This window comes from Paraburkholderia denitrificans (genome assembly GCF_042655705.1).
Taxonomy (GTDB): Bacteria; Pseudomonadota; Gammaproteobacteria; order Burkholderiales; family Burkholderiaceae; genus Paraburkholderia; species Paraburkholderia denitrificans.
Map to the genome: position 1 here is coordinate 76952 of NZ_JBHSMP010000005.1, position 25070 is coordinate 102021.

At 65.5% G+C, this 25070-nt stretch carries 24 protein-coding genes; 3 read left to right on the forward strand and 21 right to left on the reverse strand.

What is annotated here, in order from left to right:
• Positions 1-3: 3 nt before the first annotated feature.
• Positions 4-765: a sensor histidine kinase gene (locus ACFPTO_RS01670; protein WP_377708986.1), complete on the reverse strand. Its 762-nt coding sequence runs from the start codon at positions 763-765 to the stop codon at positions 4-6.
• A gap of 203 nt (positions 766-968) precedes the next feature.
• Here ACFPTO_RS01670 and ACFPTO_RS01675 point away from each other — a divergent pair, with 203 nt between their 5' ends.
• Positions 969-1310, forward strand: a complete 342-nt coding sequence (locus tag ACFPTO_RS01675; protein WP_377708987.1) for an FKBP-type peptidyl-prolyl cis-trans isomerase — start codon at positions 969-971, stop codon at positions 1308-1310.
• A 38-nt stretch (positions 1311-1348) separates the two neighbouring features.
• Positions 1349-2200 carry an AraC family transcriptional regulator gene (locus ACFPTO_RS01680; RefSeq protein ID WP_377708989.1) on the forward strand — a complete coding sequence of 284 codons (852 nt, stop codon included), beginning with the start codon at positions 1349-1351 and terminating at the stop codon, positions 2198-2200.
• 32 nt (positions 2201-2232) lie between these two features.
• On the opposite strand, the gene ACFPTO_RS01685 is transcribed toward ACFPTO_RS01680, so the two are convergent.
• From ACFPTO_RS01685 to leuC, 18 genes are all read right to left on the reverse strand, one after another.
• Complete coding sequence (locus ACFPTO_RS01685) at positions 2233-3090, reverse strand: MOSC domain-containing protein (RefSeq protein ID WP_377708991.1); 858 nt, start codon at positions 3088-3090, stop codon at positions 2233-2235.
• A 61-nt stretch (positions 3091-3151) separates the two neighbouring features.
• Positions 3152-4348, reverse strand: a complete 1197-nt coding sequence (locus tag ACFPTO_RS01690; protein WP_296661966.1) for an O-succinylhomoserine sulfhydrylase — start codon at positions 4346-4348, stop codon at positions 3152-3154.
• Between the two features lie 347 nt (positions 4349-4695).
• Positions 4696-6243, reverse strand: a complete 1548-nt coding sequence (gene purF, locus ACFPTO_RS01695) for an amidophosphoribosyltransferase (RefSeq protein WP_377708993.1) — start codon at positions 6241-6243, stop codon at positions 4696-4698.
• 106 nt (positions 6244-6349) lie between these two features.
• On the reverse strand, positions 6350-6844 hold the full coding sequence (locus ACFPTO_RS01700; protein ID WP_377708995.1) for a CvpA family protein: 495 nt from the start codon (positions 6842-6844) through the stop codon (positions 6350-6352).
• 7 nt (positions 6845-6851) lie between these two features.
• Positions 6852-7922 carry an SPOR domain-containing protein gene (locus tag ACFPTO_RS01705; RefSeq protein WP_377708996.1) on the reverse strand — a complete coding sequence of 357 codons (1071 nt, stop codon included), beginning with the start codon at positions 7920-7922 and terminating at the stop codon, positions 6852-6854.
• 54 nt (positions 7923-7976) lie between these two features.
• Positions 7977-9287, reverse strand: coding sequence for a bifunctional tetrahydrofolate synthase/dihydrofolate synthase (gene folC, locus ACFPTO_RS01710; protein WP_377708997.1), 1311 nt, complete (start codon positions 9285-9287; stop codon positions 7977-7979).
• Positions 9288-9533: 246 nt separating this feature from the next.
• On the reverse strand, positions 9534-10406 hold the full coding sequence (gene accD, locus ACFPTO_RS01715) for an acetyl-CoA carboxylase, carboxyltransferase subunit beta (RefSeq protein WP_293046192.1): 873 nt from the start codon (positions 10404-10406) through the stop codon (positions 9534-9536).
• A gap of 104 nt (positions 10407-10510) precedes the next feature.
• Positions 10511-11338, reverse strand: coding sequence for a tryptophan synthase subunit alpha (trpA, locus tag ACFPTO_RS01720; protein ID WP_377708999.1), 828 nt, complete (start codon positions 11336-11338; stop codon positions 10511-10513).
• A 65-nt stretch (positions 11339-11403) separates the two neighbouring features.
• Positions 11404-12357, reverse strand: a complete 954-nt coding sequence (locus ACFPTO_RS01725; protein WP_377709001.1) for a DNA-methyltransferase — start codon at positions 12355-12357, stop codon at positions 11404-11406.
• An 11-nt stretch (positions 12358-12368) separates the two neighbouring features.
• A complete protein-coding gene (gene trpB / locus ACFPTO_RS01730; protein WP_377709002.1) occupies positions 12369-13562 on the reverse strand; it encodes a tryptophan synthase subunit beta in 1194 nt (397 codons plus the stop codon).
• A 70-nt stretch (positions 13563-13632) separates the two neighbouring features.
• Positions 13633-14352 carry a phosphoribosylanthranilate isomerase gene (locus tag ACFPTO_RS01735; RefSeq protein ID WP_377709004.1) on the reverse strand — a complete coding sequence of 240 codons (720 nt, stop codon included), beginning with the start codon at positions 14350-14352 and terminating at the stop codon, positions 13633-13635.
• A 102-nt stretch (positions 14353-14454) separates the two neighbouring features.
• Positions 14455-15261: a tRNA pseudouridine(38-40) synthase TruA gene (gene truA / locus ACFPTO_RS01740; RefSeq protein WP_377709005.1), complete on the reverse strand. Its 807-nt coding sequence runs from the start codon at positions 15259-15261 to the stop codon at positions 14455-14457.
• 19 nt (positions 15262-15280) lie between these two features.
• Positions 15281-17470, reverse strand: coding sequence for a FimV/HubP family polar landmark protein (locus ACFPTO_RS01745; RefSeq protein WP_377709007.1), 2190 nt, complete (start codon positions 17468-17470; stop codon positions 15281-15283).
• Positions 17471-17629: 159 nt separating this feature from the next.
• On the reverse strand, positions 17630-18751 hold the full coding sequence (gene asd, locus ACFPTO_RS01750) for an aspartate-semialdehyde dehydrogenase (protein WP_377709009.1): 1122 nt from the start codon (positions 18749-18751) through the stop codon (positions 17630-17632).
• 380 nt (positions 18752-19131) lie between these two features.
• Positions 19132-20199 carry a 3-isopropylmalate dehydrogenase gene (gene leuB / locus ACFPTO_RS01755; protein ID WP_377709011.1) on the reverse strand — a complete coding sequence of 356 codons (1068 nt, stop codon included), beginning with the start codon at positions 20197-20199 and terminating at the stop codon, positions 19132-19134.
• A 65-nt stretch (positions 20200-20264) separates the two neighbouring features.
• On the reverse strand, positions 20265-20915 hold the full coding sequence (gene leuD / locus ACFPTO_RS01760) for a 3-isopropylmalate dehydratase small subunit (protein ID WP_377709013.1): 651 nt from the start codon (positions 20913-20915) through the stop codon (positions 20265-20267).
• Between the two features lie 79 nt (positions 20916-20994).
• A complete protein-coding gene (locus ACFPTO_RS01765; protein ID WP_377709015.1) occupies positions 20995-21135 on the reverse strand; it encodes a hypothetical protein in 141 nt (46 codons plus the stop codon).
• Positions 21136-21139: 4 nt separating this feature from the next.
• Positions 21140-22549 carry a 3-isopropylmalate dehydratase large subunit gene (leuC, locus tag ACFPTO_RS01770; RefSeq protein ID WP_377709017.1) on the reverse strand — a complete coding sequence of 470 codons (1410 nt, stop codon included), beginning with the start codon at positions 22547-22549 and terminating at the stop codon, positions 21140-21142.
• Positions 22550-22835: 286 nt separating this feature from the next.
• Here leuC and ACFPTO_RS01775 point away from each other — a divergent pair, with 286 nt between their 5' ends.
• Positions 22836-23054 carry a hypothetical protein gene (locus tag ACFPTO_RS01775; RefSeq protein ID WP_377709019.1) on the forward strand — a complete coding sequence of 73 codons (219 nt, stop codon included), beginning with the start codon at positions 22836-22838 and terminating at the stop codon, positions 23052-23054.
• Between the two features lie 5 nt (positions 23055-23059).
• Here the strand turns inward: ACFPTO_RS01775 and ACFPTO_RS01780 are convergent, their stop codons facing one another.
• On the reverse strand, positions 23060-23659 hold the full coding sequence (locus ACFPTO_RS01780) for an acetate uptake transporter (RefSeq protein WP_377709021.1): 600 nt from the start codon (positions 23657-23659) through the stop codon (positions 23060-23062).
• Positions 23660-23725: 66 nt separating this feature from the next.
• Positions 23726-25070: acetate--CoA ligase (locus tag ACFPTO_RS01785; RefSeq protein WP_377709023.1), on the reverse strand; the 1345-nt coding region annotated here is incomplete at its 5' end.

Here is a 25070-nt window from a genome sequence, read left to right on the forward strand (position 1 = left end):
GCGTTAAACGGCTGTGGCAGGCACGCTCAATGCGAGCGCCGTAGCGGTGCCTTCAACGAGCGGCTGCTGCTCGAAGCGCCCGCCGTGCGCCTCGGCTACGCGTTGGCACAGCGACAGCACCCACGCCGCGCGCCCCGCCTCCAGCGGCTCGCGTGCCTGCGCGCGCGCGAACGGCTCAAGCAGATGCGGCACGCCTTCGTCGGTCAACGCCTGCGGCGCGGCGGTCCACGCCACCGCGAACCCGGCCGCAGCGGCGGTCGCATTCACGTCGAGCGTCACGGCGGCGCCCTGCGCGCTCGCCTCCACCGCGAACGTGAGCATCAACCAGAGCGCTTGTGCGATCCGTTCGCGGTCGCCATCGAGCGTCGCGCCCGTCGGTGTGCCGTGCACGGTCAGCGTGACGGCACGCGCATCGGCGAGCGCCACGCGTACGTCGTCCACCGCTTCGCCGATCAATGCGTCGAGCGCGAACGGTGCACGCTCGACGTGTAATTTGCGCGTTTCGGCGCGCGTCTTGTCGACCAGCGTTTCGAGCAGTTGCACCTGCTGCTCGACGCCGGTGCGAATGCCACCGAGCGCGCGCTGCGCAGCGGCATCGACGGTCTCGATCTTGCGCTCGAGCACGTAAGCCCAGCTATGGATTGCATTGAGGGGACTGCGCAGGTCGTGCGACACACGCGACAGCACGTGATCGCGCATGAACAGCGCGGTTTCCGCGCACAGCCGTGCGATGCGTTCGGAGCGGGAATGGGGAGTCGGCGCCATCAGTGTCCTCGTTTGCGCCCGTGGCGGGCATTAGTGGCTCGCATGCGGCGTGCCGCGCCGGTCCCGGATCGGCTTTTTTTTCTCGGCCTTTCATTATAAGCAGCCGCACATGAGCAGCCTCACGACAAGGCCCGCCACGCGTGCCTGTCAGCCGGGCAAACCGCCTACAATACCGGATTTACCTTCCGAATCAGGAGTCTTACATGTCTATCGTGACCACCGCATCCGGCCTCAAGTACGAGGACGTGACCGAAGGCACCGGCGCCGAAGCGCGCGCGGGCCAGACCGTCAGCGTGCACTACACCGGCTGGCTGACGGACGGCCAGAAGTTCGATTCGAGCAAGGACCGCAATGATCCGTTCGCCTTCGTGCTGGGCGGCGGCATGGTCATCAAGGGCTGGGACGAAGGCGTGCAGGGTATGAAGGTCGGCGGCGTGCGCCGTCTGACGATTCCGCCGCAACTCGGCTACGGCGTGCGCGGCGCGGGCGGCGTGATTCCCCCGAACGCCACGCTCGTGTTCGAAGTGGAACTGCTCAACGTTTAATACGTCGCGCAGTCGCCCTTCTCACCCTCGTCGCCGCCGTGAATCCCCATCACCACACGCCGGTCACCGCGCCCGGCGTCGCATTGCGCCGCTATAGCGCGGCCGAAGCGACCGATCTGCACGATTTTCACCAGATCGTGCTCGGGCTCGACGGTGCGATGGAGATGGTCGTCGACGGCGTGGGCGAGCGTATCGACTGCTGTTCCGCCTGGCTGATCCCAGCCGGCGCGCAGCACGACTACGCGGGAATCGGCGAAAACTGCCAACTGGTGCTCGATCTGCCCGCCGCGTCGCTCGCCGTGCCCGAACGGCTCTTCAGAGCGGCACGCGCGGTGCGCATCGATCCGGCGCTCACGCAACTCGTGCAGCAGATCGCGCAGCAGGCCGTCCTCGCCATGCCGCCGCGCGTGAGCGTCGATTCCACCGATTCCGCCAATTCCACCGATTCATACGCAAGACGATTTCACTGGGACGCGTCGGCGCGGCTGTGTGCCGCCGTCATCGCGCAAACCGGCATCGAGGGCGGCGCGGCATTCGAAGCGGCAGCCGGTCTCGACTATGCGCGCATCGACCGCTGGCTGCGCGCACATCTCGCGGAGCCCCTGCGAATCGCCGACCTGGCCGCGCATTGCGGCTTCGGCATGCGACGCTTCCACCAGCTTTTTATCGAGGCATTCGGCGAAACGCCGCATCGCTATCTGCAGCGGCTGCGGCTCGACACCGCCCTGACGCTGCTCGCCGATCCGCGCCGCTCGCTCATCGACGTCGCGCTCGAAGTGGGCTTCGGCGACCAGAGCGCGTTCACCCATGCATTCACGCGCCGCTTCGGCCTCGCGCCGGGGCAATGGCGGGCTTTGCCGCCACAGGCGGGCGGCGGCGGGCGCCCGTAAGCGCGGTCGCCCTTCCTCGCCCTTATTCGCGCTTACTCCTCGAATCGCCACTCCCACTGCGCCTGCGCACCCACGGCCACGCGTTTGCCCGCTCCTGCAAGGACCATCGCGTTCTGGCCGAACGCCAGGCCGCCGTCCACGCGCGGGTTCGCGCGATACACCGCCAGCGTGTCGAGCGGCTCGGCGGGCCATTGCGGGTCGCGCTCGCCCGTACGCTGGTCGATCGTCGTGATCGGGCAGCGCGCGCAAGGCTTCGCGAAACGCAGCACGACATCGCCGTCGATTTCCATCGTCTCGATGAAGTCCTCGTCGAACGCACCCTCGCCATCCACCACGATGTTCGGACGAAAGCGGCTCATCGGCACGGGCTGCGCGCCCTTCGCGACGAGCCGCGCGTTGAGGTCCGCCAGCGACGCCTCGCTCGTCACGAGCAGCGGGAAGGCGTCCGAGAACCGCACCGGCACATCCTCGTCGTTCGTCCACTTGCGGCTCGCAAGGCGCGTGACGTCGTGCGCGAATCGCATGAGACGCAGCGGCACGCCCACGGCCTTCGTGAACCACTGCGCCGCCTCGTCGCCTTCGTCGAGCGCCTCGACCGTATCGTTCCAGACCGTCGCGCTCACGCGGCGCGCGTCGGCCGGCGCCTCGAAAGGCAGCAGCAACGAAGACGCCATCCCGTCCCTCGAAAGCCGCACGCCGCCCTCGACGAACGCGGGCACGATGCGCGCCAACGCTGCGTATTCGCGCTGCGAGACGAAGCGTCCCGTCTCGTCCACGGCCATCCAGTGACGGTCCCACTTCAGCCCCCTGGCTTCGAGCTGCGCGTGATCGAGCGCGATAGCGCCACATGACTTGACGGGGTAGACGAACAACGCGCGAATAACAGGCATGGCAATCGACCTCTGCGATGATGAAATGAAACTAAACCCGACGAAGCGATAACGAAGCCGCTCAGGCCGCCGCGTCGAGCCCGCGTGCGAGATCGTTGCGGATGTCCTGCGCGTTTTCGAGCCCGACGGCAAGCCGGATCAGGCCTTCGGTGATGCCCGCTGCCTCGCGTGCTTCCGGCGCGATCCGGCCGTGCGTGGTCGTCGCAGGGTGCGTGATCGTCGTGCGCGTATCGCCGAGATTGCCCGTGATCGAGCACACCTTCGTGTTGTCGATCACACGCCAGGCGTTCGCGCGCTGCTGCTCGGGCGTGTCGCCCTTCAGCTCGAACGAGACGATCGCGCCGCCCAATTTCTGCTGCCGCATGGCAAGCGCATGCTGCGGATGCGACGGGAGGCCCGGATAGAACACGCGCTTGACAGCCGGATGCGCTTCGAGCCAGCTCGCGATTTCGAGCGCGTTGGCCGACTGCTTCTCGACGCGCAGCGACAGCGTCTCCATGCCTTTAAGCAGCACCCACGCGTTGAACGCGGAAAGCGTCGGGCCCGCGCTGCGCACGAACGGGAACACTTTCTCCATGATGAATTGCCGCGAGCCCACGAGCGCGCCGCCGAGCACGCGGCCCTGGCCGTCGAGGAACTTGGTGGCCGAGTGCATCACGACATCGGCGCCGAGCTTGAGCGGCTGCTGCAATGCCGGGCTGCAAAAACAGTTGTCGACGACGAACAGCGCATTCGCGGCCTTCGCAATCTTGCTGATCGCTTCGATGTCGGCCACTTCGGTCAGCGGATTCGAGGGCGTTTCGAGGAAGAACATCTTCGTCTCGGGACGCACGGCGTTCTGCCACGCGTCGAGGTCGGCGGGATCGACAAACGTGGTCGTGATGCCGAACTTGCCGAAGATCTGCGAGAACATGCCGATGGTCGAGCCGAAGATGCTCTGCGAGCTGACGATGTGATCGCCCGCCTGCAGCGCCGCCATCACGACCGAGAGAATCGCCGACATGCCCGACGCCGTCGCCATGCACGCCTCGCCGCCTTCGAGCGCGGCGAGCCGGTCCTGGAACATCGTCACGGTCGGGTTCGTGAAGCGCGAGTACGTGTAGCTGGTTTCGGCGGTCTTGAAGCGCTCGGCGGCTTCGCCGGCACTCGAAAAGCAGAAGCTCGACGTGAGGTAGAGCGCTTCCGAATGTTCGTTGAACTCGCTGCGCAGCGTACCCGAGCGCACGGCGAGGGTGTCGAAGTTAAAGGTATCGTCCATGTTCGTGTTGTTTCCCATTCGAAGATCCTCGGGCTATGAGCGGCTGTTCATGCGGGCTGTTCACCCGCGCTTTTCGCCCACGCTGTTTGCCCGCGCTGTTTGCCTGAATAACTGTCGCTAAACCATCGGGCGCAAAAAAGCCCGCTTTGCGTCGGCAGAAGCGGGCTTTCGGGTAGTCGGGGCAGCAGCGAGGCGTTTCGAATTCAGACTTCCGGTTCGACGCCTTTCGCTTTAGCTGTTTCGGGTTGCCCCGCGTCCGCAAGCTGAGATCAAATCGACGCAGGCGCCTATGCTAACACGCGAATGCGCGCAGCACACGCGCCTGCTCTCATGCATCGACTCGCGCGTCAATCCACCGAGAGTTGCAGATGCAGTTGCGAGCGCGTCGTGCCGCCGTCCATCGCATCGCTCGCCGCATCGCGGTCCGATTGCGCCTGCGGCGCAAGACGTGCCGCTTCGATGTTGTCGAGGTACGCACTCGTGACGTCGCCGGTGATGTAGTCGCCGTCGAAGCACGATGCCTCGAAGCCCTTGATCTCCGGATTGATGTCGCGCACCGCCTGCTTGAGCGCGTCGACGTCCTGATACACGAGGTGATCCGCGCCGATGATGCGCGCCACTTCTTCATCCGTGCGGCCGTGCGCGACGAGTTCGCCGCGCGTGGGCATGTCGATGCCGTACACATTCGGATACTTCACGGGCGGCGCCGCCGACGCGAAGATCACGCTGGTCGCGCCCGCGTCGCGCGCCATCTGCACGATTTCGTGCGAGGTGGTGCCGCGCACGATCGAGTCGTCGACGATCAGCACGTTCTTGCCCTTGAACTCGATACCCATGGCATTGAGCTTCTGGCGCACCGACTTCTTGCGCACCGCCTGGCCCGGCATGATGAAGGTGCGGCCCACATAGCGGTTCTTGAAGAAGCCTTCGCGATATTCCACGCCGAGTTTCGCCGCCACCTGCATCGCCGCGGGGCGCGACGAATCGGGAATCGGCATCACGACGTCGATCTTCACATCGGGCAGTACGCGCTGGATCTTCTCGGCGAGATAGTCGCCCATGCGCAGACGCGCGTTGTAGACCGGCACGCCGTCGAGCACCGAATCCGGACGCGCGAGGTAGACGAGTTCGAAGATGCAGGGATTGAGGCTCGGCGCCGTCGCGCACTGCTGCGCGTGGAAGTCGCCGTTGAAGTCGATGAACACCGCTTCGCCCGGCGCCACGTCGCGCACGAATTCGAAGCCGATGCCTTCGAGCGCGACCGATTCCGAAGCCACCATCCATTCCGTGCCCTCGGACGTTTCGCGCTTGCCGACGCACAGCGGGCGGATGCCGAACGGGTCGCGGAACGCGAGCAGGCCGTAACCGGCAATCAGCGAAACGATCGCGTACGAGCCGCGCACGCGCCGGTGCACGCCCGAGACGGCCTTGAAGAGTGCCGTGGGATCGAGTTCGAGGCCGGAACTGGCCGTCTGCATTTCGTGCGCGAGCACGTTGAGCAGCACTTCGGTATCGGAATTGGTGTTGATGTGCCGGCGATCGACGCGGAACATCTCTTCCTTGAGCTGTTGCCAGTTCGTGAGGTTGCCGTTGTGCGCGAGGATGATGCCGAACGGCGCGTTCACGTAGAACGGCTGGGCCTCCTCTTCACTCGTCGCCGAACCGGCGGTCGGGTAGCGCACCTGGCCGATGCCGGTGGTGCCAGGAAGGCTACGCATGTTGCGCGTGCGGAACACGTCGCGCACCATGCCGTTGGCCTTGTGCATGTGGAACCGGGTGCCGTTCGCGGTGGCAATGCCGGCCGCGTCCTGACCGCGGTGCTGCAGGAGCAGCAGCGCGTCATAGAGGAGCTGGTTGACGGGAGAGCGGGAAACTACGCCTACGATGCCGCACATGGCAGGTCCTTCAAAAAAGCGAAATCGGTAGCGGGGGACGGTCGGAGCCGGTCCTGCGCCGCGTGGGTGCAGTGCTGCCGCACCGCGCCGCCAGCGTCATGTCACGTCAGACGCGAACATAGTGAGCGAGCGTTGGGGGCAACAGCGGCTTCAGTTCGCGCACGCCCTGCTCGGCATAGCGCCGCAGCAGCGCATCGCGCCAGAAGTCCTGCTGGGGCAGCTCGGTCAGTCCGCCAAGGACGACGAGAATCAGCACCAGCACGACGCCTCGCACGAGGCCGAACATCAATCCGAGCGACCGGTCCACGCCGGACAGTCCGGTCACCTGCACCAACCGTCCCAGCAACGCATTCACCACACCGGCCGCGAATACGACCGCGATCACGATCAGCGCGAAAGCAATCAGCCACTGCGTGACGGCGCCGCCCGGCCAGTGCGCCGGCATCCACGGCACCACGTGCGCCACGTAGCGGCACGCCACGAGAAACGCCACGATCCAGCCGATCAAGCCAAAAATCTCGCCGATGAAGCCGCGCCATGCGCCGCGCAGCGCAGACACGCCAATCACCGCCATTACAGCGTAGTCGAATGCGGTGAACATCGGCCTGTTATTCCGCCGCCCCGCTCGCGCCTGCCATCAGCCCCGCGCCGCGCACTTTCGCGATCGCATCGAGGGCCGCCGCGCGGTCCGCGAACGGCCCCGCGCGCAGCAGCGTGCGCATCGAGCCGTCGGCTTGCTTGCGCTGTTCCATATATGCGGGCACACCCGCGGCTTTCAACTTCGTTACCCAGGTGCGCGCCGTCGCCTCGCTCGGGAATGCGCCGAGCTGCACCGCGAAGCGCGCTCCGGGCGGCGCGGCCGGCGTGGCCGAACCGTTCCCGCTGTTGTCGGCGCTCGCCTTGGCGGACTGGCTCGACGCATCGAGCTGCTTGCCGCGCGAGGCCGCTGCTGTTGCCGCAGTGTTTTCGGGGGCGTTCGCCGATGGATTCGCCGTCGCTGTTGCAGCCGTGGTCGCGGTATTCGCGGCGGGCTTGCTCGCGCGCTGCGCTTGCCTGGGCTGATTCTGCGCCGTTTGTGCCGCCTTGCTGGAAGGCGCCGCAGGGCCAGATGCGGTAGCCGCAGCCTTCGCCGTAGCGGGCGCGCTGGCCGGTGCAGCGTGCGCATTCTGCGCGGTTTGTGCCGCAGCCGGAGCGGCCGGGACAGCCGCCGATGCGCCGGACGTCGCCGCGCTCAGGCCCGAGGCGGCAGGATTATCGGGTGCAACGCCCGCCTGGGTGTCCGCGGCTTCGTCGCGTTGCGCGATCCGGGAAACCGGACGGCTGGGAATATCGATCGCGATGTCGTCGGTGACGGGTTTCGGATGGGAATCGAGCACCATCGGCAGGATCACGATGGCCGCCACGACGAGCGCGATTGCGCCGACGAGCCGCCGCCGCGCGCGCTGCTTTTCGGGCAAGGTGGGATCGAGGAGCATGGCTTCGGCGTTGCCGGAGACGTCCGGCCGGCGACTGCGCCGCTCAACGCGCGCGCTCTGGCTGCCCTGGCTGACATTACGCCGGCGTGAGCCGCTGCTTGAGCCATTGCTTGAGCCATTGCTTGAGCCATTGCTTGAGCCCGTTTCGGCGCCGCGCCGTCGCGGCGCCGAGTCGTCTTTCTTGCCGAACGAGAAAATTCCCATGTATGGCTGCTTTTGGCCTGGTATCTGCGTGGCGGCGTGCGAGATGCCGTGCGTTCAGTGCTGCTGGGACTTTCGCAAAGCGATCACGCCCGCGACTGTCAAGAAACTGCCGAAGACGAGAATTCTATCATTTTCGCCTGCGCGTTTTAGCGCATCTTGAAACGCGGCGGCCGGTGTTTCGTAACGCGTCACGCTGCTGTCGGGACCATCGACGACGCCAGCCGCCCGCAGCGTCCCTTCAAGCTCCTCCGCCGAGGCCGCGCGCGCGCCCGGCAGGTCGGTCACGCACCAGTGGTCGATCTCGCCCTTGAGGTGGCGCAGCACGCCGGCAATGTCCTTGTCGCGCATGGCGCCGAACACGGCGTAAGTGTAGGGAAAGTAGCCCATGCCACCGAGATTTTGCGCGAGCACAGCCGCCGCGTGCGGATTGTGGCCGACGTCGAGCACCACGGCAGGCTTGCCCGGCAGCACCTGGAAACGGCCCGGCAATTCGACGTTCGCGAGGCCGAGACGGATGTCCTGCGCCGAAACGGGCACGCGATCGCGCATCGCTTCGAGCGCCGCCAGCGCCGCCGACGTGTTGATCAGCTGATTCGCGCCGCGCAGCGCGGGATACGCGAGCGCGGAACGGCGTTGCGCGCGGCCTACGTAGCTCCACTGCTGGCGCTCGCTGCCCGCCTGCCCTTCGTAGCGGAAATCGCGGCCGAAGAGCCACAGATCGGCGCCGATGGCCTTTGCGTGGTCGACGAGCGTTTGCGGCGGCATCGGATCGGCGCAAATGGCGGGCCTGCCCGCACGGAAGATGCCGGCCTTTTCGAAGCCGATTTTCTCGCGCGTGTCGCCCAGGTACTGGGTGTGGTCGATGTCGATGCTGGTGACAATCGCGCAGTCGGCGTCGAGCACGTTCACGGCGTCCAGACGGCCGCCGAGGCCCACTTCCAGGATCACGGCGTCGAGCCCGCGCGAGGCGAACAGGTGCATGATCGCGAGCGTCGTGAATTCGAAGTAGGTCAGCGAAACCGGCTGCGCCAGCGACAGACGGGCCTTTTCCACCGCCTCGAAATGCTCCAGGAGATCCGCATCGCTCGCCTCGTTGCCGTCAATGCGCGCGCGCTCGTTGAACGCGAGCAGATGCGGCGACGTGTGGCAGCCGACGTGATAGCCGGCCTTCAGCAGGACGGTTTCGAGAATCGCGCAGGTCGAGCCCTTTCCGTTCGTGCCGCCGACCGTGAAGATCGGGCAGGCGAACTGCAGTTGCAGCGCATCCTTGACCTGGCGGATGCGGTCGAGGCCCATGTCGATGCCGACCGGATGTGCGGTTTCAAGGTGCGTGAGCCACGCGTCGAGGGAGGAAAAGGTGCTCATCGGAGAAGTCGTAGCGTGCGGGGTTCGCGCCCGGCGCTCGTGCCGGTCACGCTAAAAATCCGCTTAAAACAGGCATTATCGCGGAAACGACAGCGCGCCGCTTGCTTACGCATGCGGCGCGCGGGGATATGCAGGCTGTACTGCGGCGGATGTGCTGCGAGGGGCGTGCTGCGGAGGTCTGTGCCGCACGCGTGGCCTTCTCGCGCGCGCCGCATGAGAACGGCACGCGCAGGAAGGCACGGAGAATCAGGCTACGGCGTCGGCGGGTTGACGCGACAGAACCGCCATCAGGCGCGCGAGTTCTTCGCGCAGCTTGCGGCGGTCGACGATCATGTCGATCGCACCCTTTTGCAGCAGGAACTCCGAACGCTGGAAGCCTTCCGGCAACTTCTCACGCACGGTCTGCTCGATCACGCGCGGGCCGGCGAAGCCGATCAGCGCCTTCGGCTCGGCGATCACGACATCGCCGAGGAACGCGAAGCTCGCCGACACGCCGCCCATGGTCGGATCGGTCAGCACCGAAATGAACGGCAGCTTTGCGTCGGAGAGTTTGGTCAGCATTGCCGTGGTCTTGGCCATCTGCATGAGCGACAGCAGGCTTTCCTGCATACGCGCGCCGCCCGAAGCCGTGAAGCAGATGAACGGCACTTGCTGCTCCAGCGCGTTTTGCGCGCCGCGCACGAAGCGCTCGCCGACCACCGAACCCATCGAGCCGCCCATGAACGAGAACTCGAAGCACGCCACCACGACCGGCAGCGTGTGAATCGCGCCGCCCATCACGACCATGGCGTCGGTTTCGCCGGTGTCGTCCATCGCCTCTTTGATGCGGTCGGGGTACTTGCGGCTGTCCTTGAACTTGAGCGAGTCGACCGGAACGATCTCCTGGCCGATTTCGTAGCGGCCTTCCGGATCCAGCAGCCCGTCAAGGCGCTCGCGCGCGCCGATGCGCATATGGTGATCGCACTTCGGGCAGACGTGGAGATTCGCCTCGACGTCGTTGCGGTACAGCACCGCTTCGCACGACGGGCACTTGATCCACAGACCTTCCGGAATGCTCTTGCGGCTTTTCGGATCGGTTTGCTTGATCTTCGGCGGCAGCAGTTTGTCGAGCCAGCTCATTTATTTTCCTTCCATGACCTTCGTGATGCGCGGCGCGGGCGGACAGCGAATCCGGCAATATTTACCGGGATCTGACCCCGACCGCGCATGGCGAAAAGTGGATTTTACCGCAGGTCGTGTGCCCCGCCCCCTGCTTGCGCGTCAAGCGCCGTGCGGATGCCCGCGACAAACTGCTCGAGCGCCTGTGCGGCGTCTTGCGGCGGCGTTTGTTCGAGCAGCTGCACGATACGGCTGCCGATCACGACGGCATCGCTCACGGCGGCGACCGCAGCGGCAGTCTGCGCGTCGCGAATGCCGAAGCCGACGCCAACCGGCACCGTCACGTGCGACTTGATCGCCGGGATTTTACTCGCGATGCTCGCCACGTCCAGATTCGCCGCGCCCGTCACGCCCTTGAGCGACACGTAATAGATATAGCCGCTCGCAACGCGGCCAACGTCGGCGATGCGCTCGTCGGTCGATGTGGGCGCGATCAGGAAGATCGGATCGATGCCCGCCGTTTTCATCTTCAGGGCGAAATCCACGCACTCTTCCGGCGGATAGTCGACGATCAGCACGCCATCGACGCCCGCGTCCTTCGCCGCGGCAGCGAACGCGTCGGTACCCATGCGCTCGATGGGATTCGCATAGCCCATCAGCACGACCGGCGTCTTGTCGTCGGTTTCGCGAAAGCGCTTCACGTCGGCCAGCACGCTGCGCAACGTCACGCCCTTCGCGAGCGCTCGCTCCGACGACTGCTGGATCACGGGGCCGTCGGCCATCGGATCCGAAAACGGCACGCCCAGTTCGATCACGTCCGCGCCGCCCGCGGCGAGCGCGTGCATGAATTCGACGGTGCGTGCCGGATCGGGATCGCCGGCGGTCATGAACGGAATCAGGCCTTTCTTGCGCTGGGCAGCCAGCGCGTCGAACGTGTTCTTGATACGGGACATTTCAGGGTCCTCTGAATAAAAACTTACTGCGCGCCGCTGAAAACTGCGGCAGCGGCGGCGGCGCCTCAGGCGTGCACCGCGACGGGCTGCGCCGCCAACGCGGTCGCGGCAGCCGCCGCGCTTACGCGTTCGCGCGCGATCGCGCAGTAACTTTCGTTGATCTCATAGCCGACGAATTCGCGCTTCTGGCGTGCGCAGGCGACTGCCGTGGTGCCGCTGCCCATGAAGGGATCCAGCACGCGGCCGCCCGGCGGGCAGCTCGCAAGCACCATGCGCTCGACGATCTCCAGTGGCTTCTGGGTCGGATGATCCACGCGCTCCGCGTGCTGCCGGTGCAGACGTGAAACCGACCAGACATCCTTGGGGTTGTAGCCGAGCTCCAGCCACCTGCTACCTTCGAATATTTTCCGCGAACGCGCCTTCTTCGTGACGGCATCGTACGGGATGCGGACGGGATCGAGATCGAAGTAATAATTCTTCGACACCGCGAAGAAACCGATGTTGTCGTGTACCGACGTGAAACGGCGCGTCGTGCCGCCCATGCTCGGCACGCGCCGGTCCCAGACGATCTCGTTGATCATCGTGAGCTTCGACTTCAGGAAGACGAAGATTTCCGGCGCGTACTGCCAGGTGCAGAACACGTAGAGCGAGCCGCTCGGCTTGAGCTTCGGGATCGCCAGCTCGAGCCATTCGCACGTCCAGGCGAGAAAGTCCTCGCCCGAGCGCTTGTCGGAGTCGTTGCCGTAGTCCTTGCCGAGTCCGTAGGGCGGGTCGGCGACGATCAGATCGATCGAGGCGTCGGGCAGATTCGCTGCATCGGTCAGAAAATCGCGGTTCAAGAGCCGGATGCCGTCCGGCACCGTGGCGAGTGCACCCACAGTGGAACCCGCAGGGGCACGCACCACGTCAACCGCGCGCGGCGGCGTGCAGGGCAGGTCTGCAACGGCCTGTCCGGCCGCTTGCGGGGTCGCGTCGCTCACGGATGCCGGGGCTTGCGGTTCGTCGAACTCGTCGCGCATCGCGTGGGCGCTCAGAACGTGATGCCCGATCGCTCGGCGACCGTGTGCATGTCCTTGTCGCCCCGGCCCGACAGGTTCACCAGCAGGATCTTGTCCTTCGGCAAAGTGGGCGCGAGCTTGGCCGCATAGGCCAGCGCGTGGCTCGATTCGAGCGCCGGAATGATGCCTTCGATGCGGCAGCAGTCGTGGAACGCCTTGAGGGCTTCCTCGTCGTCGATCGTCACGTACTGCGCGCGGCCGCTGTCCTTGAGCCACGCGTGTTCGGGGCCGACGCCCGGATAGTCGAGGCCCGCCGACACCGAATGCGTCTCGATGATCTGGCCGTTCTCGTCCTGCAGCAGATAGGTGCGGTTGCCGTGCAGCACGCCCACGGTGCCGGCCGTGAGCGCGGCGGCGTGACGGCCCGTCTCCATGCCGTCGCCAGCGGGTTCGACGCCGATCAGCTGCACCGAACTATCGTCGATATACGGGTAAAAGATCCCCATCGCGTTCGAACCGCCGCCCACGCACGCGATCACGGCATCGGGCTGACGGCCCGTCATCTCGGGCATCTGGACGCGGCATTCGTCGCCGATCACGCGCTGGAAGTCGCGCACCATCATCGGGTACGGATGCGGGCCGGCCACGGTGCCGATGATGTAGAAGGTGTTTTCAACGTTGGTAACCCAGTCGCGCATGGCTTCATTGAGCGCGTCCTTGAGCGTGCGCGAGCCCGATTCCACGGGTACGACCGTCGCGCCGAGCAGCTTCATGCGGTACATGTTCGCGGCCTGGCGGCGCACGTCCTCGGCGCCCATGTAGACCACGCACTCCATGCCGAAGCGCGCCGCGATCGTGGCGGTGGCGACGCCGTGCTGGCCCGCGCCCGTTTCGGCGATCACGCGCGGCTTGCCCATGCGCTTCGCGAGCAGCGCCTGGCCGATCACGTTGTTCACCTTGTGCGCGCCGGTGTGGTTCAGGTCTTCGCGCTTCAGGTAGATCTGCGCGCCGCCCACCATTTCGCTCCAGCGCTGCGCGTGATAGATCGGCGACGGACGGCCGACAAAATGCTTCAACTCGCGCCGATATTCGGCGACGAAGTCGGGATCGTTCTTGTATTTCTCGTAGGCGTCGCGCAGTTCGTCGATCGCCTGCATGAGGGTTTCGGCAGCGAACACGCCGCCATAGGGGCCGAAATGGCCACGTTCGTCCGGTAAGTTGTACATAAGTCACTCGCTCGACCAGGCACGGGCGCCCTGCGTTGTGCAGAGCCGGCCGGTCATCGGGTCAAAGGGTTTATCCCGCGTCCGCTTCGCGCACTGCGCGCACGAACGCCGCCATACGGGCGTGATCCTTCACGCCTTTTGCACCCGGAACCTCGATGCCACTGGAGACATCGACAGCAAACGGACGCACCTGGCGAATCGCATCACCGACGTTTTGCGCGTTCAAGCCACCACTCAAAACGGCCCGACGCGCGAGCCCTGCGGGGATAAGTGACCAATCGAAGACCTTCCCGCCACCGCCGTATCCTTCGACATGCGTGTCGAACAGAAGGCCGCTGGCTGATGAATAATTGTTCGCCGATTCTATCAAATCGGCCTCGCGAGTATCCGTCCCCACCCGCAATGCACGCAACCAGGGCAAACCGGCAACGGCGGAGAGCGTGTCGCACTGCGCGGGCGTTTCGTCGCCGTGGAACTGCAGGAGCGTGAGCGAGACGCTGCTCGCCACCTCACCGATCCACTCCGGGGTGGCGTTCACGAACAGCCCCACCACCGAGACGAACGGCGGAATGTCACGGGTGAGTTCCACCGCCTCGGCAACGCTCACCGAGCGCGGGCTGGACGGATAGAACACGAGACCGATTGCGTCGGCGCCAAGCGCGATGGCATGCGCAACCGACTCGGGCGTCGAAAGGCCGCACAGCTTGATGCGCGTGCGGTGCGCGCTCGCACCGGCAGCTTGAGCGCTGGCGGACGTCGAGCTTGCTGCGGAAAGATCGGCTGCTGTCATGGCGGATAAAGCGGATTGCCCTCGCGATGGTTCGGATATGGCGGTTCGATGCGCCCGGCCAACGGCGCTGTGCGGATTGCCGTGCGCGTCGCTGTGCGCTTATCAGGTCGCGCCGTCGGACCAGATCGCGCTCCACGGCACACTGGCCGTATGCGGCCCCGGCACCTGGAACGCGTCAGGATAGCCTACCTGAGCAAGGTAAAGGCCGTCAGGCATGAAGGTCGGTGCGGCCTTCGTGCGGTCGAGCCCCGCCAGCACCTCGGCCATCCACGCCGCCGGATAGCGGCCACGGCCCACCGCCACGAGGCAGCCCATCAGGTTGCGGACCATGTGATGCAGGAACGCATTGGCGCGAAACCGGAAGTGGATGAAGTCGCCCTGCTGCCGGATGTCGATCTGGTAGAGGTGCTTGACCGGCGTCTTCGACTGGCACTCCGACGAGCGGAACGCCGAAAAATCGTGCTCGCCGATCAGGTGCGCGGCGGCCTCGCGCATCGCATCGACGTCGAGCGGCGTGTGGATCCAGCCCGCGCGGCCCGCCAGCATCGGCGAGCGCACCGCATTGACGTAGAGCGCGTAGTAATACGTGCGCTCGAACGCGGAAAAACGCGCGTGAAACGCCTCCGGCATCGGTTGCGCCCACTGCACGGCGACCGTCTGCGGCAGGAACGCGTTGGTCCCGCGAACCCACGAAAACGGCGTGCGGTCGAGGTCGGTATCGAAATGGACGACCTGACCGAGACCGTGGACGCCCGTATCGGTGCGCCCCGCCACGACCGTCTGCAGCGGCACGCACGCGAACTCGCGCAGGGCGCGCTCGAGCACGTCCTGCACGGTCTTGCCGTGCGGCTGCGACTGCCAGCCGCAAAACGCGGCGCCGTCGTACTGGATGCCTAGCGCTATTCGCATACCGTCTGCTGCGTCCCGATCACGACAGCGGCGCAAGCGTCGACAGCAGCGTCTGCGCGTCGGCACGGGTGTCGCGATCGTTCGACTCGATCACTTCGTTGATCAGCGCGCGCGCGCCCGCCAGATCGCCCAGCGCGATGTACTCGCGTGCGAGTTCGAGCTTGTTGCGCGCGATCCGCGCCAGTTGATCGGGCGTGAAAACAGGCAGCGGCTCGGCGGAATCGGGCGGCAGGTTGAGATCGAAGTCGAGCGTCAGTGCGCCAAAGCGCGGCGCGCCGAGGCCTGCGGTCGCGCCCGGCCCGGTCACGCCCGCCACAATCTCCTCGATCGGGGGAAGTGTCAGCGGTTCGTCCAGCGGCACGGCCTGCGCCGCGGTCGCCTCGGGCGACGCCACAGGCTGCGCCACGCGCGGCGGCAAGAGCATATCGATACCGTCGAGTGCGCTGACGGCAGAGGGCGGGAATTCACCCGGCACTTCGGCGTGGCTCAGATCCTGCGGCGGCACGAGGGGGAACGTGGGTTCCGCGACAAACGCGGTGGGCGCCGGTTGTGGTTCCGCGGGCTGCGAAGCCGCTGCCGTCGGTTCGACAGCAACGGACGCCGGTTCCGCGTGAACCGGCGTATCCGTGTGCTCAGCCGCTTCGGCTTCGTGTGCGTCCGGTGTGTTCTCCTGCTCTGCCGCGCGTTCGAGTTCCTCGGTTTCGCCCGGCACATGCGGCGCTGCGACGTGTTCGGGAGAAAGCGCAGAAGACAGCGCCGACGCGCCCAGTTCCGCCGCCGCCGCGAAGCCAGCGGCCTCGCTTGCGTCGGCTAGCGTTTGGTGCACGCCACGCTCGACGCCGCGCGCGCTTACGGTGCGTTCCACGCGGTCTTCGCGCAGTGCCGAGGAGCCATCCTCCTGCTGCGCGGCTTCATCGCCCGACGACACCGCAGCCGTCAGGGCCGCAATATTCGTCGCTCGATCGAGCGTTTGCTTGCGCTGCGCCGGTGCGAGCGCGGCATCCTTGTCCGGTTCGACGACAGGCGTCTCGTTTGCGACCAGCGGCGTATCGAGGACGGGCGGTTCCTCGCGCGTCGGTGCGGCTTCAGCCGTGTCGTCGACCCGTGCTTTGCGCCTGCGCCCGAACAAAACGAAAATCAGCGCGAACACCGCCACGCCAACCGCTCCGGCAACGCCCAGCAGCACGGGCGACAACTCGAACTGGCTTTCGTTTGCGCCAGGCGCCGCGACGCCCGCCGCGCCGTTCCCGCCAGGCGCTGCCGCCGCATACCCCGCTACGCCGCTCGCAGCGCCCGCCGATTGGACGTGCTTGCCGATCCCGTGCTGCTGCAATGCCATCAGCACGCGGTTCTTCAGTGCGAGCAATTGCTGGAGACTCGACAGCGTCATGTTCGCCGGTGCATGCGCCGCGCCCGAAGCTGCGCTGGCCGCGGGTGCCGCCTGGACGGCGCCCGTCCACACATGCGCGTCGCTCGGCGACGTGGCAGCGGCGGGCTGACTCGCCGCCGAGGTGCCGGATGCACCCGAGGTTGCCGATGCGCCCGAGGCCGCGAGTGCGGCTGCTTGTGCTGCTGCGTCAACGGCTGGCGCGCTCGCGCCGCTGGCGGTAGCTGCCGCGCTGGCGGATGCCGACGGCCCGGAGGCCGCCGTATTCGCGTTGGCTGGCTGGTTCGCCGCAGCGGAAGCGCCCTGCGCAGTGGCCGGAGCGACGTTCGCCGCCGGAGCCGCCCCATGCGCCGCCACGACAGGCGCCACTGGAGCTACGGGCTCGACAGGCGCAGCGGGTGCAGCAGGCGCCGAAACCACGGCAGCGGGCGTAGCAGGCGCGGCCGACGCCGCTTGCGGTGCAGCCGCCACGATTTCCGGCACGGCGGGCACGTTGAGCACGGCGCCGGTCTTCAGGCGGCTCGGATCGTGCTTCGCGAACGCACCCGGGTTCGCCTCGAAAAGAGCGCCGCTCACGCGCGCGATCACGTCTTTATCGCGGGACTGCGTGAGATCGGCGGCGATGCTGTGCAATGACTGCCCAGGCTTGACGGGATACTTGCCGATCACACGCACAGCCGGCGCCGCAGCGGAAGCGGCCTGCGCCGTCGTGCCGCCTTGCGCACTGGCGACGCCGCTCAGCGCGAGGAATGCCGCCGCGATGGCGACGTGTGCGGCCCGCCGCGCGATGGCAACGGGAACAGAATCAAATCGAACGATCATCAGATGCCCTGGCACGCCGCTCGCGCGGCTGTCGACGAATCAGATACGAACTGCACGATAGAAAGAAAACCCGGGCGCGCGCTCAAAACGAAAGCGCCGCGACTGGCGCGGCGCTTTTCCATCATGTCTACGCGTCATTAGCCGCGTAGTTTAATTCATTCACTTCTCGAGCAGAATGCGCAGCATGCGGCGCAGCGGCTCTGCGGCGCCCCACAGCAACTGATCGCCGACCGTGAAGGCCGACAGGTACTCGCCGCCCATCGCCAGCTTGCGCAGGCGGCCGACCGGCACCGCGAGCGTACCCGTCACCACGGCGGGCGACAGGTCGCGCATCGAAGCTTCGCGCTGGTTCGGCACGACCTTGACCCAGTCGTTGGCCGAAGCGAGGATGCCGTCGATCTCGTCGAGCGGCACGTCCTTCTTCAGCTTGATCGTGAGCGCCTGCGAGTGGCAGCGCATCGCGCCGATCCGCACGCACAGGCCGTCCACGGGGATCGAGCCCGGCTCGCCCATGGCAGGCTTGCCGAGGATCTTGTTGGTTTCGGCGCCGCCCTTCCACTCTTCCCTCGACATGCCGTTGCCGAGATCCTTGTCGATCCACGGAATCAGCGAGCCCGCGAGCGGCACGCCGAAGTGGGCGGTCGGCATGGCGTCGCTGTTCATGGTCGCCAGCACCTTGCGGTCGATATCGAGAATCGCCGACGACGGGTTCGCCAGATCGTCCTTCACCGCGCCGTTGAGCGCGCCCATCTGCGTGAGCAGTTCGCGCATGTTCTGCGCGCCCGCGCCCGAAGCGGCCTGGTAGGTCATGGCCGTCATCCAGTCGACGAGGTTCTCGCGGAACAGGCCGCCGAGCGCCATCAGCATCAGGCTGACCGTGCAGTTGCCGCCGATGAAATCCTTCTGACCCTTGACGAGGGCGTCCTTGATGACGTCGAGGTTGACCGGATCGAGGATGATGACCGCATCGTCCTTCATGCGCAGCGCCGAAGCCGCGTCGATCCAGTAGCCCTTCCAGCCCGCCGCGCGCAGCTTCGGATACACGTCGTTCGTGTAGTCGCCGCCCTGGCAGGTGATGATGATGTCGCACTTCTTCAGCTCGTCGACGCTGTTCGCGTCCTTGAGCTTCGTCTCGTTCCTGGCGAACGACGGAGCCGCGCCGCCTGCGTTACTGGTGCTGAAGAACACCGGTTCGATCAGGTCGAAATCACGTTCTTCCTGCATGCGCTGCATCAGCACGCTGCCGACCATGCCGCGCCAACCTACGAGACCTACATTCATGACTTACCCTTGAAATGAACACTTCCCCGCTTCACTCGCCCGGCGTGGCCGCGCGGGGAAGATGAGCGGGCACGACGAGCGATCAACGAGTGATGATCGTTTTGGTAATCGTTTTCGTGGTAATGGCGAGCGAAATCGCACGGGCTGCCTGCGTGCCGCGGATTTTCGAAACAATCGTGATCTGGGGGATCGTCGCCATCGGGAGAGTCTACACGAAAACCGCAAATTCGCGCGGTAAAACCCGCTTGTCTGGCCATTTGCGGCGAGGCGTCACATCAAGACCCGTGCGGATGCGATGCCGCATCTGATCGCACCTGGCCTCATCTGGCCGCTCAAGCAAAACGGGCATGTCCGCGGACATGCCCGTGTTTCCTTTGCCGTTACAGCGCCGCGACCACGGCGTCGCCCATCGCCGCGGTGCCGACCTGCTGGCAGCCCGGCGTGAGGATGTCGCCCGTGCGGTAGCCTTGTTCGAGCACTTTCTTGACGGCGTTCTCGATGCGATCGGCCTGTTCGGCGCGCGCCAGCGAGTAGCGCAGCATCATGGCCGCCGAGAGAATCGTCGCGAGCGGATTCGCAATGCCCTTGCCCGCGATATCCGGCGCGGAACCGTGCGACGGCTCGTAAAGACCCTTGTTGTTCTTGTCGAGCGAGGCCGACGGCAGCATGCCGATCGAGCCCGTGAGCATCGCGGCTTCGTCCGAGAGGATGTCGCCGAACATGTTGCCCGTCACGACCACGTCGAAGGCCTTCGGCGCCTTCACGAGCTGCATCGCCGCGTTATCGACGTACATGTGCGACAGTTCGACGTCCGGATATTCCTTCGCGACATCGATCATGATGTCCTTCCAGAACTGCGACGTCTCCAGCACGTTGGCCTTGTCGACCGACGTGAGCTTCTTCTGGCGCTTCTGCGCGGCCTGGAACGCAACGTGCGCGATGCGGCGCACTTCGGGTTCCGCGTAGCGCATCGTGTCGAAGCCTTCGCGCGCGCCCTTGAAAAGACCATCCGGCGCTTCGCGCGTGCCGCGCGGCTGGCCGAAGTAGATGTCGCCGTTCAGCTCGCGCACGATCAGGATGTCGAGGCCCGACACGATTTCCGGCTTCAGCGACGACGCACCCGTCAATTGCGGATAGCAGATGGCGGGACGGAAGTTGGCGAACAGTTCCAGATGCTTGCGCAGGCCCAGAATAGCCTGCTCCGGGCGCAGCGCGCGTTCGAGCGAGTCGTACTTCCAGTCGCCCACGGAGCCGAACAGGATCGCATCGGCGGCCTTCGCGAGCGCGAGCGTCGCTTCCGGCAGCGGATGGCCGCTCGCCTCGTAGCCCGCGCCGCCGACCGGCGCCGTCTCCATCTCGAACTTCTCGCCGAGCGCGTTCAGCACCTTGACGGCTTCCTTGACGATCTCGGGACCGATGCCGTCGCCCGGCAGCACTGCAATCTTCATTCTGCGATTCCTCGTTGTTTTGCGTTATGCGTCTGTTTAGCGCGAGCGTCTGCCCGAATGCGCGCTCAAAGCACGCGGTTGTTCAACCACGGCTGGCGCACGAGGCGCTCGGCTTCGAACTCGCGGATCTTGTCGGCATGGCGCAGCGTGAGGCCGATGTCGTCGAAGCCGTTCAACAGGCAGTAGCGGCGGAACGCGGTCACTTCGAACGGGAACTCCTTCGCGCCGTCGACCGTGCGCACGACCTGCTTGTCGAGGTCGATCGTCAGCTGGAAACCCGTGAATGCGGCGGTCTCGTTGAACAGCGTGTCCACTTGCTGCTCGGTCAGCACGATCGGCAGCAGGCCGTTCTTGAAGCAGTTGTTGTAGAAGATGTCCGCGAAGCTCGGCGCGATGATCGCGCGAAAACCGTACTGCTGGAGCGCCCACGGCGCGTGTTCGCGCGAGCTGCCGCAGCCGAAGTTCTTCCGCGCGAGCAGCACCGATGCGCCCTGGTAGCGCGGCTGGTTCAGCACGAAGTCCGGATTGAGCGGACGCTTCGAGTTGTCCTGACCCGGCTCGCCGTGGTCGAGGTAACGCCATTCGTCGAAGGCGTTCGGGCCGAAGCCGGTGCGCTGGATCGACTTGAGGAACTGCTTCGGAATGATCGCGTCCGTGTCCACGTTCTCGCGATCGAGCGGCGCCACGACGCCGGTGTGTACGATGAATTTATCCATGATCCGTGATCCAGAAGGATGCTGGGCGAGCCAGGGCGCGGACGCCGTCCGCGCTGCCAGGCCGTCGCTCACGCGGAAATTAGAGCGCGTGCTGCACCGTGCGCGCCGAATTGGTGATGTCCTCGCCGAAGCCGGCCACCGTGTTGCAGCCCGTTAATGCCAGAAGCGCACCCGCCAGCGAAATGAGCGAGGCTCGACGCCAGAAAATGCGTGCCTTCATGGCTTTATCCCAGCTTGCGAATATCGACGAAATGGCCTTCGATGGCCGCGGCCGCAGCCATGGCCGGGCTCACGAGGTGCGTGCGTCCGCCCGCGCCCTGACGGCCTTCGAAATTGCGGTTCGACGTCGACGCACAGCGCTCGCCCGGCTCCAGCCGGTCGGCGTTCATGGCGAGGCACATCGAGCAGCCCGGCTCGCGCCATTCGAAGCCCGCATCGACGAACACCTTGTCGAGTCCTTCACGCTCGGCCTGTGCCTTCACGAGACCCGAGCCCGGCACCACCAGCGCGAGACGGATGTTCGGCGCCACACGGCGGCCGAGCTTCTTGACGACGTAGGCGGCGGAGCGCAGGTCTTCGATGCGCGCGTTCGTGCACGAACCGATGAAAATCTTGTCCGGCTTGATCGACTCGATCGGCGTGTTCGGTTCGAGCGCCATGTAGTGCAGCGCGCGCTCCATCGCGTCGCGCTTGACCGGATCCTTCTCGCGCTCGGGATCGGGCACGCGGCCGTCCACCGACGTGACCATCTCCGGCGACGTGCCCCACGTGACTTGCGGCACGATTTCGGCGGCGTTCAGCTCGACCACGCGGTCGAACTGCGCGCCTTCGTCGGAGCGGAACGTCTTCCAGTATTCGACGGCCTGATTCCACTCCGCGCCCTGCGGCGAGAACGGACGGTTTTTCAGGTAATCGACCGTGGTGTCGTCCACGGCGACCATGCCGGCGCGCGCGCCCGCTTCGATCGCCATGTTGCACACGGTCATGCGGCCTTCCATGGTGAGCGCGCGGATCGTCGAGCCGCCGAATTCCATGGCGTAGCCCGTGCCGCCCGCGGTGCCGATTTTGCCGATGATGGCGAGCACGATGTCCTTCGCGGTGCAACCGCGCGGCAACGTGCCCTCCACTTTCAGGAGCATGTTCTTGCTCTTTTTCTGCAGCAGCGTTTGCGTGGCGAGCACGTGCTCGACTTCCGACGTGCCGATGCCGTGCGCGAGTGCGCCGAACGCGCCGTGGGTGGACGTGTGGGAGTCGCCGCAGACGATCGTCATACCCGGCAGCGTCGCACCCTGTTCCGGGCCGACGATGTGGACAATGCCCTGGCGCCGGTCGGTCATCTTGAACTGCGTGATGCCGTAGGCGTCGCAGTTCGTATCGAGCGTGTCGACCTGGAGCTTCGAGACGGGATCGGCGATGCCGTGACTGCGGTCGGTGGTGGGCACGTTATGGTCGGAAACGGCCAGATTCGCGCTGATGCGCCAGACCGGGCGCTCGTGCATCTTCAGGCCCTCGAAGGCCTGCGGACTGGTGACTTCGTGCAGCAGATGACGGTCGATATAGAGGAGCGTCGTGCCGTCGTCTTCGGTGTGGACCACGTGGGAGTCCCACAACTTGTCGTAGAGCGTCTTTGCCATGATATGCGGAGAATAAATGACTGCGGGGCAATACGGTGTTGGACGATTATGCCACGCGAAACTCGTGGACTGCTGGGCCGCTTTTGAAAAAGTCGATAAAAAACAGTGGGTTGGGTGGTAGTGGCAATACCTGTATCGGTATTACCCGGTATCTTGAAGATGAGTGGACCCAAGCTGTCGACCAGCAGTGCCACATAGCCCCAGTTGTCTGGCCGGCGCTATCAGCACGGAAGCAGACATTGCCGCGTACGCATCGCGTGATGCGAGTTTCACGACAGCGATTGCTATGGATTACGAAGCAATCAGAAGAGAACGGTTAAAAAGGACAGCTACCCCGATCAAGCACGACTTCAAACACAACAGCCAACAACGCGTTCAGCGACAAATAAAAAAGGCCCGAGCTTTCGAAAAAGCACGGGCCAACATCATGCGGGATTATCGTGCCTTGTTACCAGGATCCAACCCGGATCAAACGCGGATCGATGCAGGATCAACCCTGGCGTAATTGCATTAGCGTGCCGCCGACGTCACGAGCGGAGCGCTGATCGTCCCAATGGGAAGGACTTCGCGGCCATAGCATTCGATCATCATTTCTGCAGCCGACAGGTAGAAGGCCAGAACGGCGGTCAGCAGGCCCATGTAGCCGCCTGCTGCGTGCAGCGCAGCCGAACCGGTCCAGTCGCCGGCGGCGAGCAGGAAGAACGTGATCCAGAGAACGAAGAAAATAGCTTGCAACACGCGCGGCGAGCGGAACGTGGAGAGCCACATGTAGAAGGTGAACACGCCCCACAGGCAGAGGTACCACGCCACCATGCCTGCCGGCACCTTGTCGTGCAGGAACAGCACGAAGAGCGCGAACGACCACCAGAACGCGCCGTACGCCGTGAATGCCGTCGCACCGAACGTGTTGCCGCGCGGCAGCTCCATCACACCGGCGATCATCTGAGCGGTACCGCCGAAAGCGAGGGCGACAGCCAGCACCATGCCCATTGCTTCCCCGGAGAACCATCCGGCGTTGATCATGCTGAGCAGCCAGGTCGTCAATGCGAATCCTGCCAGACCTAGCGGCGCCGGATTGGGAAACTTCTTCACTTCGGTTGCGTTGCTCATTGTCGTCTCCTTGATAATGGGATCGTTGTCCCGTTGATTAATGCTTTGCTGCTACAGCCTGATCCGTTACACGGTTTGCACGAGCTGTTCGAGGATCGCGGGATTCTCGAGCGTCGAAACGTCCTGCGTGATCGCCTCGCCCTTCGCAAGCGAGCGCAGCAGGCGCCGCATGATCTTGCCCGAGCGCGTCTTCGGCAGGTTATCGCCGAAGCGGATGTCACGCGGTTTGGCGATCGGTCCGATCTCTTTGGCCACCCACGCACGCAGTTCGCTGGCAAGCTTCACCGCGTCTTCGCCGTGCGGACGCGAGCCCTTGAGCACCACGAACGCTACCACCGCTTCGCCCGTCGTGTCGTCCGGGCGGCCCACCACCGCAGCCTCGGCCACCAGCGGATTCGCGACCAGCGCCGACTCGATCTCCATCGTACCCAGACGGTGCCCCGAGACGTTCAGCACGTCGTCGATACGGCCCATGATCGTGAAGTAGCCCGTGTCCTTGTCGCGCACGCTGCCGTCGCCCGCCAGGTAGAGCCGCCCGCCGAGTTCCTCGGGGAAATAGCCCGTGCGGTAACGTTCCGGATTGCCCCACACGTTGCGGATCATCGCCGGCCACGGACGCTTCACCACCAGGATGCCGCCGTTGCCGTTCGGCACGTCCTGGCCCGTTTCGTCGACGATTGCCGCCATGATGCCCGGCAGCGGCAGCGTGCACGAACCCGGCACCAGCGGCGTCGCGCCCGGCAGCGGCGTGATCATGTGGCTACCCGTTTCGGTCTGCCACCACGTATCGACGACCGGGCAGCGCCCGCCGCCCACGTTCTCGTAGTACCACACCCACGCTTCCGGATTGATCGGCTCGCCGACCGTGCCGAGAATGCGCAGCGACGACAGGTCATAGCTCTTCGGATGCACCTTCGCATCGGCTTCCGACGCCTTGATCAGCGAACGGATCGCCGTGGGCGCCGTGTAGAACACGCTCACCTTGTGCTTCGCGATCATGTCCCAGAAGCGGCCTGCGTTCGGATACGTCGGCACGCCCTCGAACACCACCTGCGTCCCGCCGACCGCCAGCGGCCCGTACGCGACATAGCTGTGGCCCGTGACCCAGCCGATGTCGGCCGTGCACCAGAACACGTCGGTGGACTTCAGGTCGAAGGTCCACTTCATGGTCTGCGCGGCCCACAGCAGGTAGCCGCCCGTGCTGTGCTGCACGCCCTTCGGCTTGCCCGTCGAACCCGACGTGTAGAGGATGAACAGCGGATGCTCCGCACCCACCGGCACCGGCGCGCAGGTGTCGCTTTCGGCCTGCGAGAGTTCGTGCATCCAGTAGTCGCGGCCTTCGTGCCACGTCACCTTGCCGCCCGTGCGCTGGTACACGATCACGCTGTGCACCGCTTCGCAGCCGCCCATC

Coding starts and splice junctions, on each gene's coding strand:
- ACFPTO_RS01685 (WP_377708991.1), bottom strand. CDS start 3,090: ATGCCTGTTATTCGCGCGTTGTTCGTCTACCCCGTCAAGTCATGTGGC.
- ACFPTO_RS01745 (WP_377709007.1), bottom strand. CDS start 17,470: ATGATCGTTCGATTTGATTCTGTTCCCGTTGCCATCGCGCGGCGGGCC.
- trpA (WP_377708999.1), bottom strand. CDS start 11,338: ATGTCCCGTATCAAGAACACGTTCGACGCGCTGGCTGCCCAGCGCAAG.
- leuD (WP_377709013.1), bottom strand. CDS start 20,915: ATGGATAAATTCATCGTACACACCGGCGTCGTGGCGCCGCTCGATCGC.
- ACFPTO_RS01725 (WP_377709001.1), bottom strand. CDS start 12,357: ATGCGCGACGAGTTCGACGAACCGCAAGCCCCGGCATCCGTGAGCGAC.
- ACFPTO_RS01700 (WP_377708995.1), bottom strand. CDS start 6,844: ATGTTCACCGCATTCGACTACGCTGTAATGGCGGTGATTGGCGTGTCT.
- leuB (WP_377709011.1), bottom strand. CDS start 20,199: ATGAAGATTGCAGTGCTGCCGGGCGACGGCATCGGTCCCGAGATCGTC.
- purF (WP_377708993.1), bottom strand. CDS start 6,243: ATGTGCGGCATCGTAGGCGTAGTTTCCCGCTCTCCCGTCAACCAGCTC.
- asd (WP_377709009.1), bottom strand. CDS start 18,751: ATGAATGTAGGTCTCGTAGGTTGGCGCGGCATGGTCGGCAGCGTGCTG.
- ACFPTO_RS01735 (WP_377709004.1), bottom strand. CDS start 14,352: ATGACAGCAGCCGATCTTTCCGCAGCAAGCTCGACGTCCGCCAGCGCT.
- folC (WP_377708997.1), bottom strand. CDS start 9,287: ATGAGCACCTTTTCCTCCCTCGACGCGTGGCTCACGCACCTTGAAACC.
- ACFPTO_RS01670 (WP_377708986.1), bottom strand. CDS start 765: ATGGCGCCGACTCCCCATTCCCGCTCCGAACGCATCGCACGGCTGTGC.
- trpB (WP_377709002.1), bottom strand. CDS start 13,562: ATGTACAACTTACCGGACGAACGTGGCCATTTCGGCCCCTATGGCGGC.
- ACFPTO_RS01775 (WP_377709019.1), top strand. CDS start 22,836: ATGGATTACGAAGCAATCAGAAGAGAACGGTTAAAAAGGACAGCTACC.
- ACFPTO_RS01675 (WP_377708987.1), top strand. CDS start 969: ATGTCTATCGTGACCACCGCATCCGGCCTCAAGTACGAGGACGTGACC.
- ACFPTO_RS01690 (WP_296661966.1), bottom strand. CDS start 4,348: ATGGACGATACCTTTAACTTCGACACCCTCGCCGTGCGCTCGGGTACG.
- ACFPTO_RS01780 (WP_377709021.1), bottom strand. CDS start 23,659: ATGAGCAACGCAACCGAAGTGAAGAAGTTTCCCAATCCGGCGCCGCTA.
- leuC (WP_377709017.1), bottom strand. CDS start 22,549: ATGGCAAAGACGCTCTACGACAAGTTGTGGGACTCCCACGTGGTCCAC.
- accD (WP_293046192.1), bottom strand. CDS start 10,406: ATGAGCTGGCTCGACAAACTGCTGCCGCCGAAGATCAAGCAAACCGAT.
- truA (WP_377709005.1), bottom strand. CDS start 15,261: ATGCGAATAGCGCTAGGCATCCAGTACGACGGCGCCGCGTTTTGCGGC.
- ACFPTO_RS01765 (WP_377709015.1), bottom strand. CDS start 21,135: ATGAAGGCACGCATTTTCTGGCGTCGAGCCTCGCTCATTTCGCTGGCG.
- ACFPTO_RS01705 (WP_377708996.1), bottom strand. CDS start 7,922: ATGGGAATTTTCTCGTTCGGCAAGAAAGACGACTCGGCGCCGCGACGG.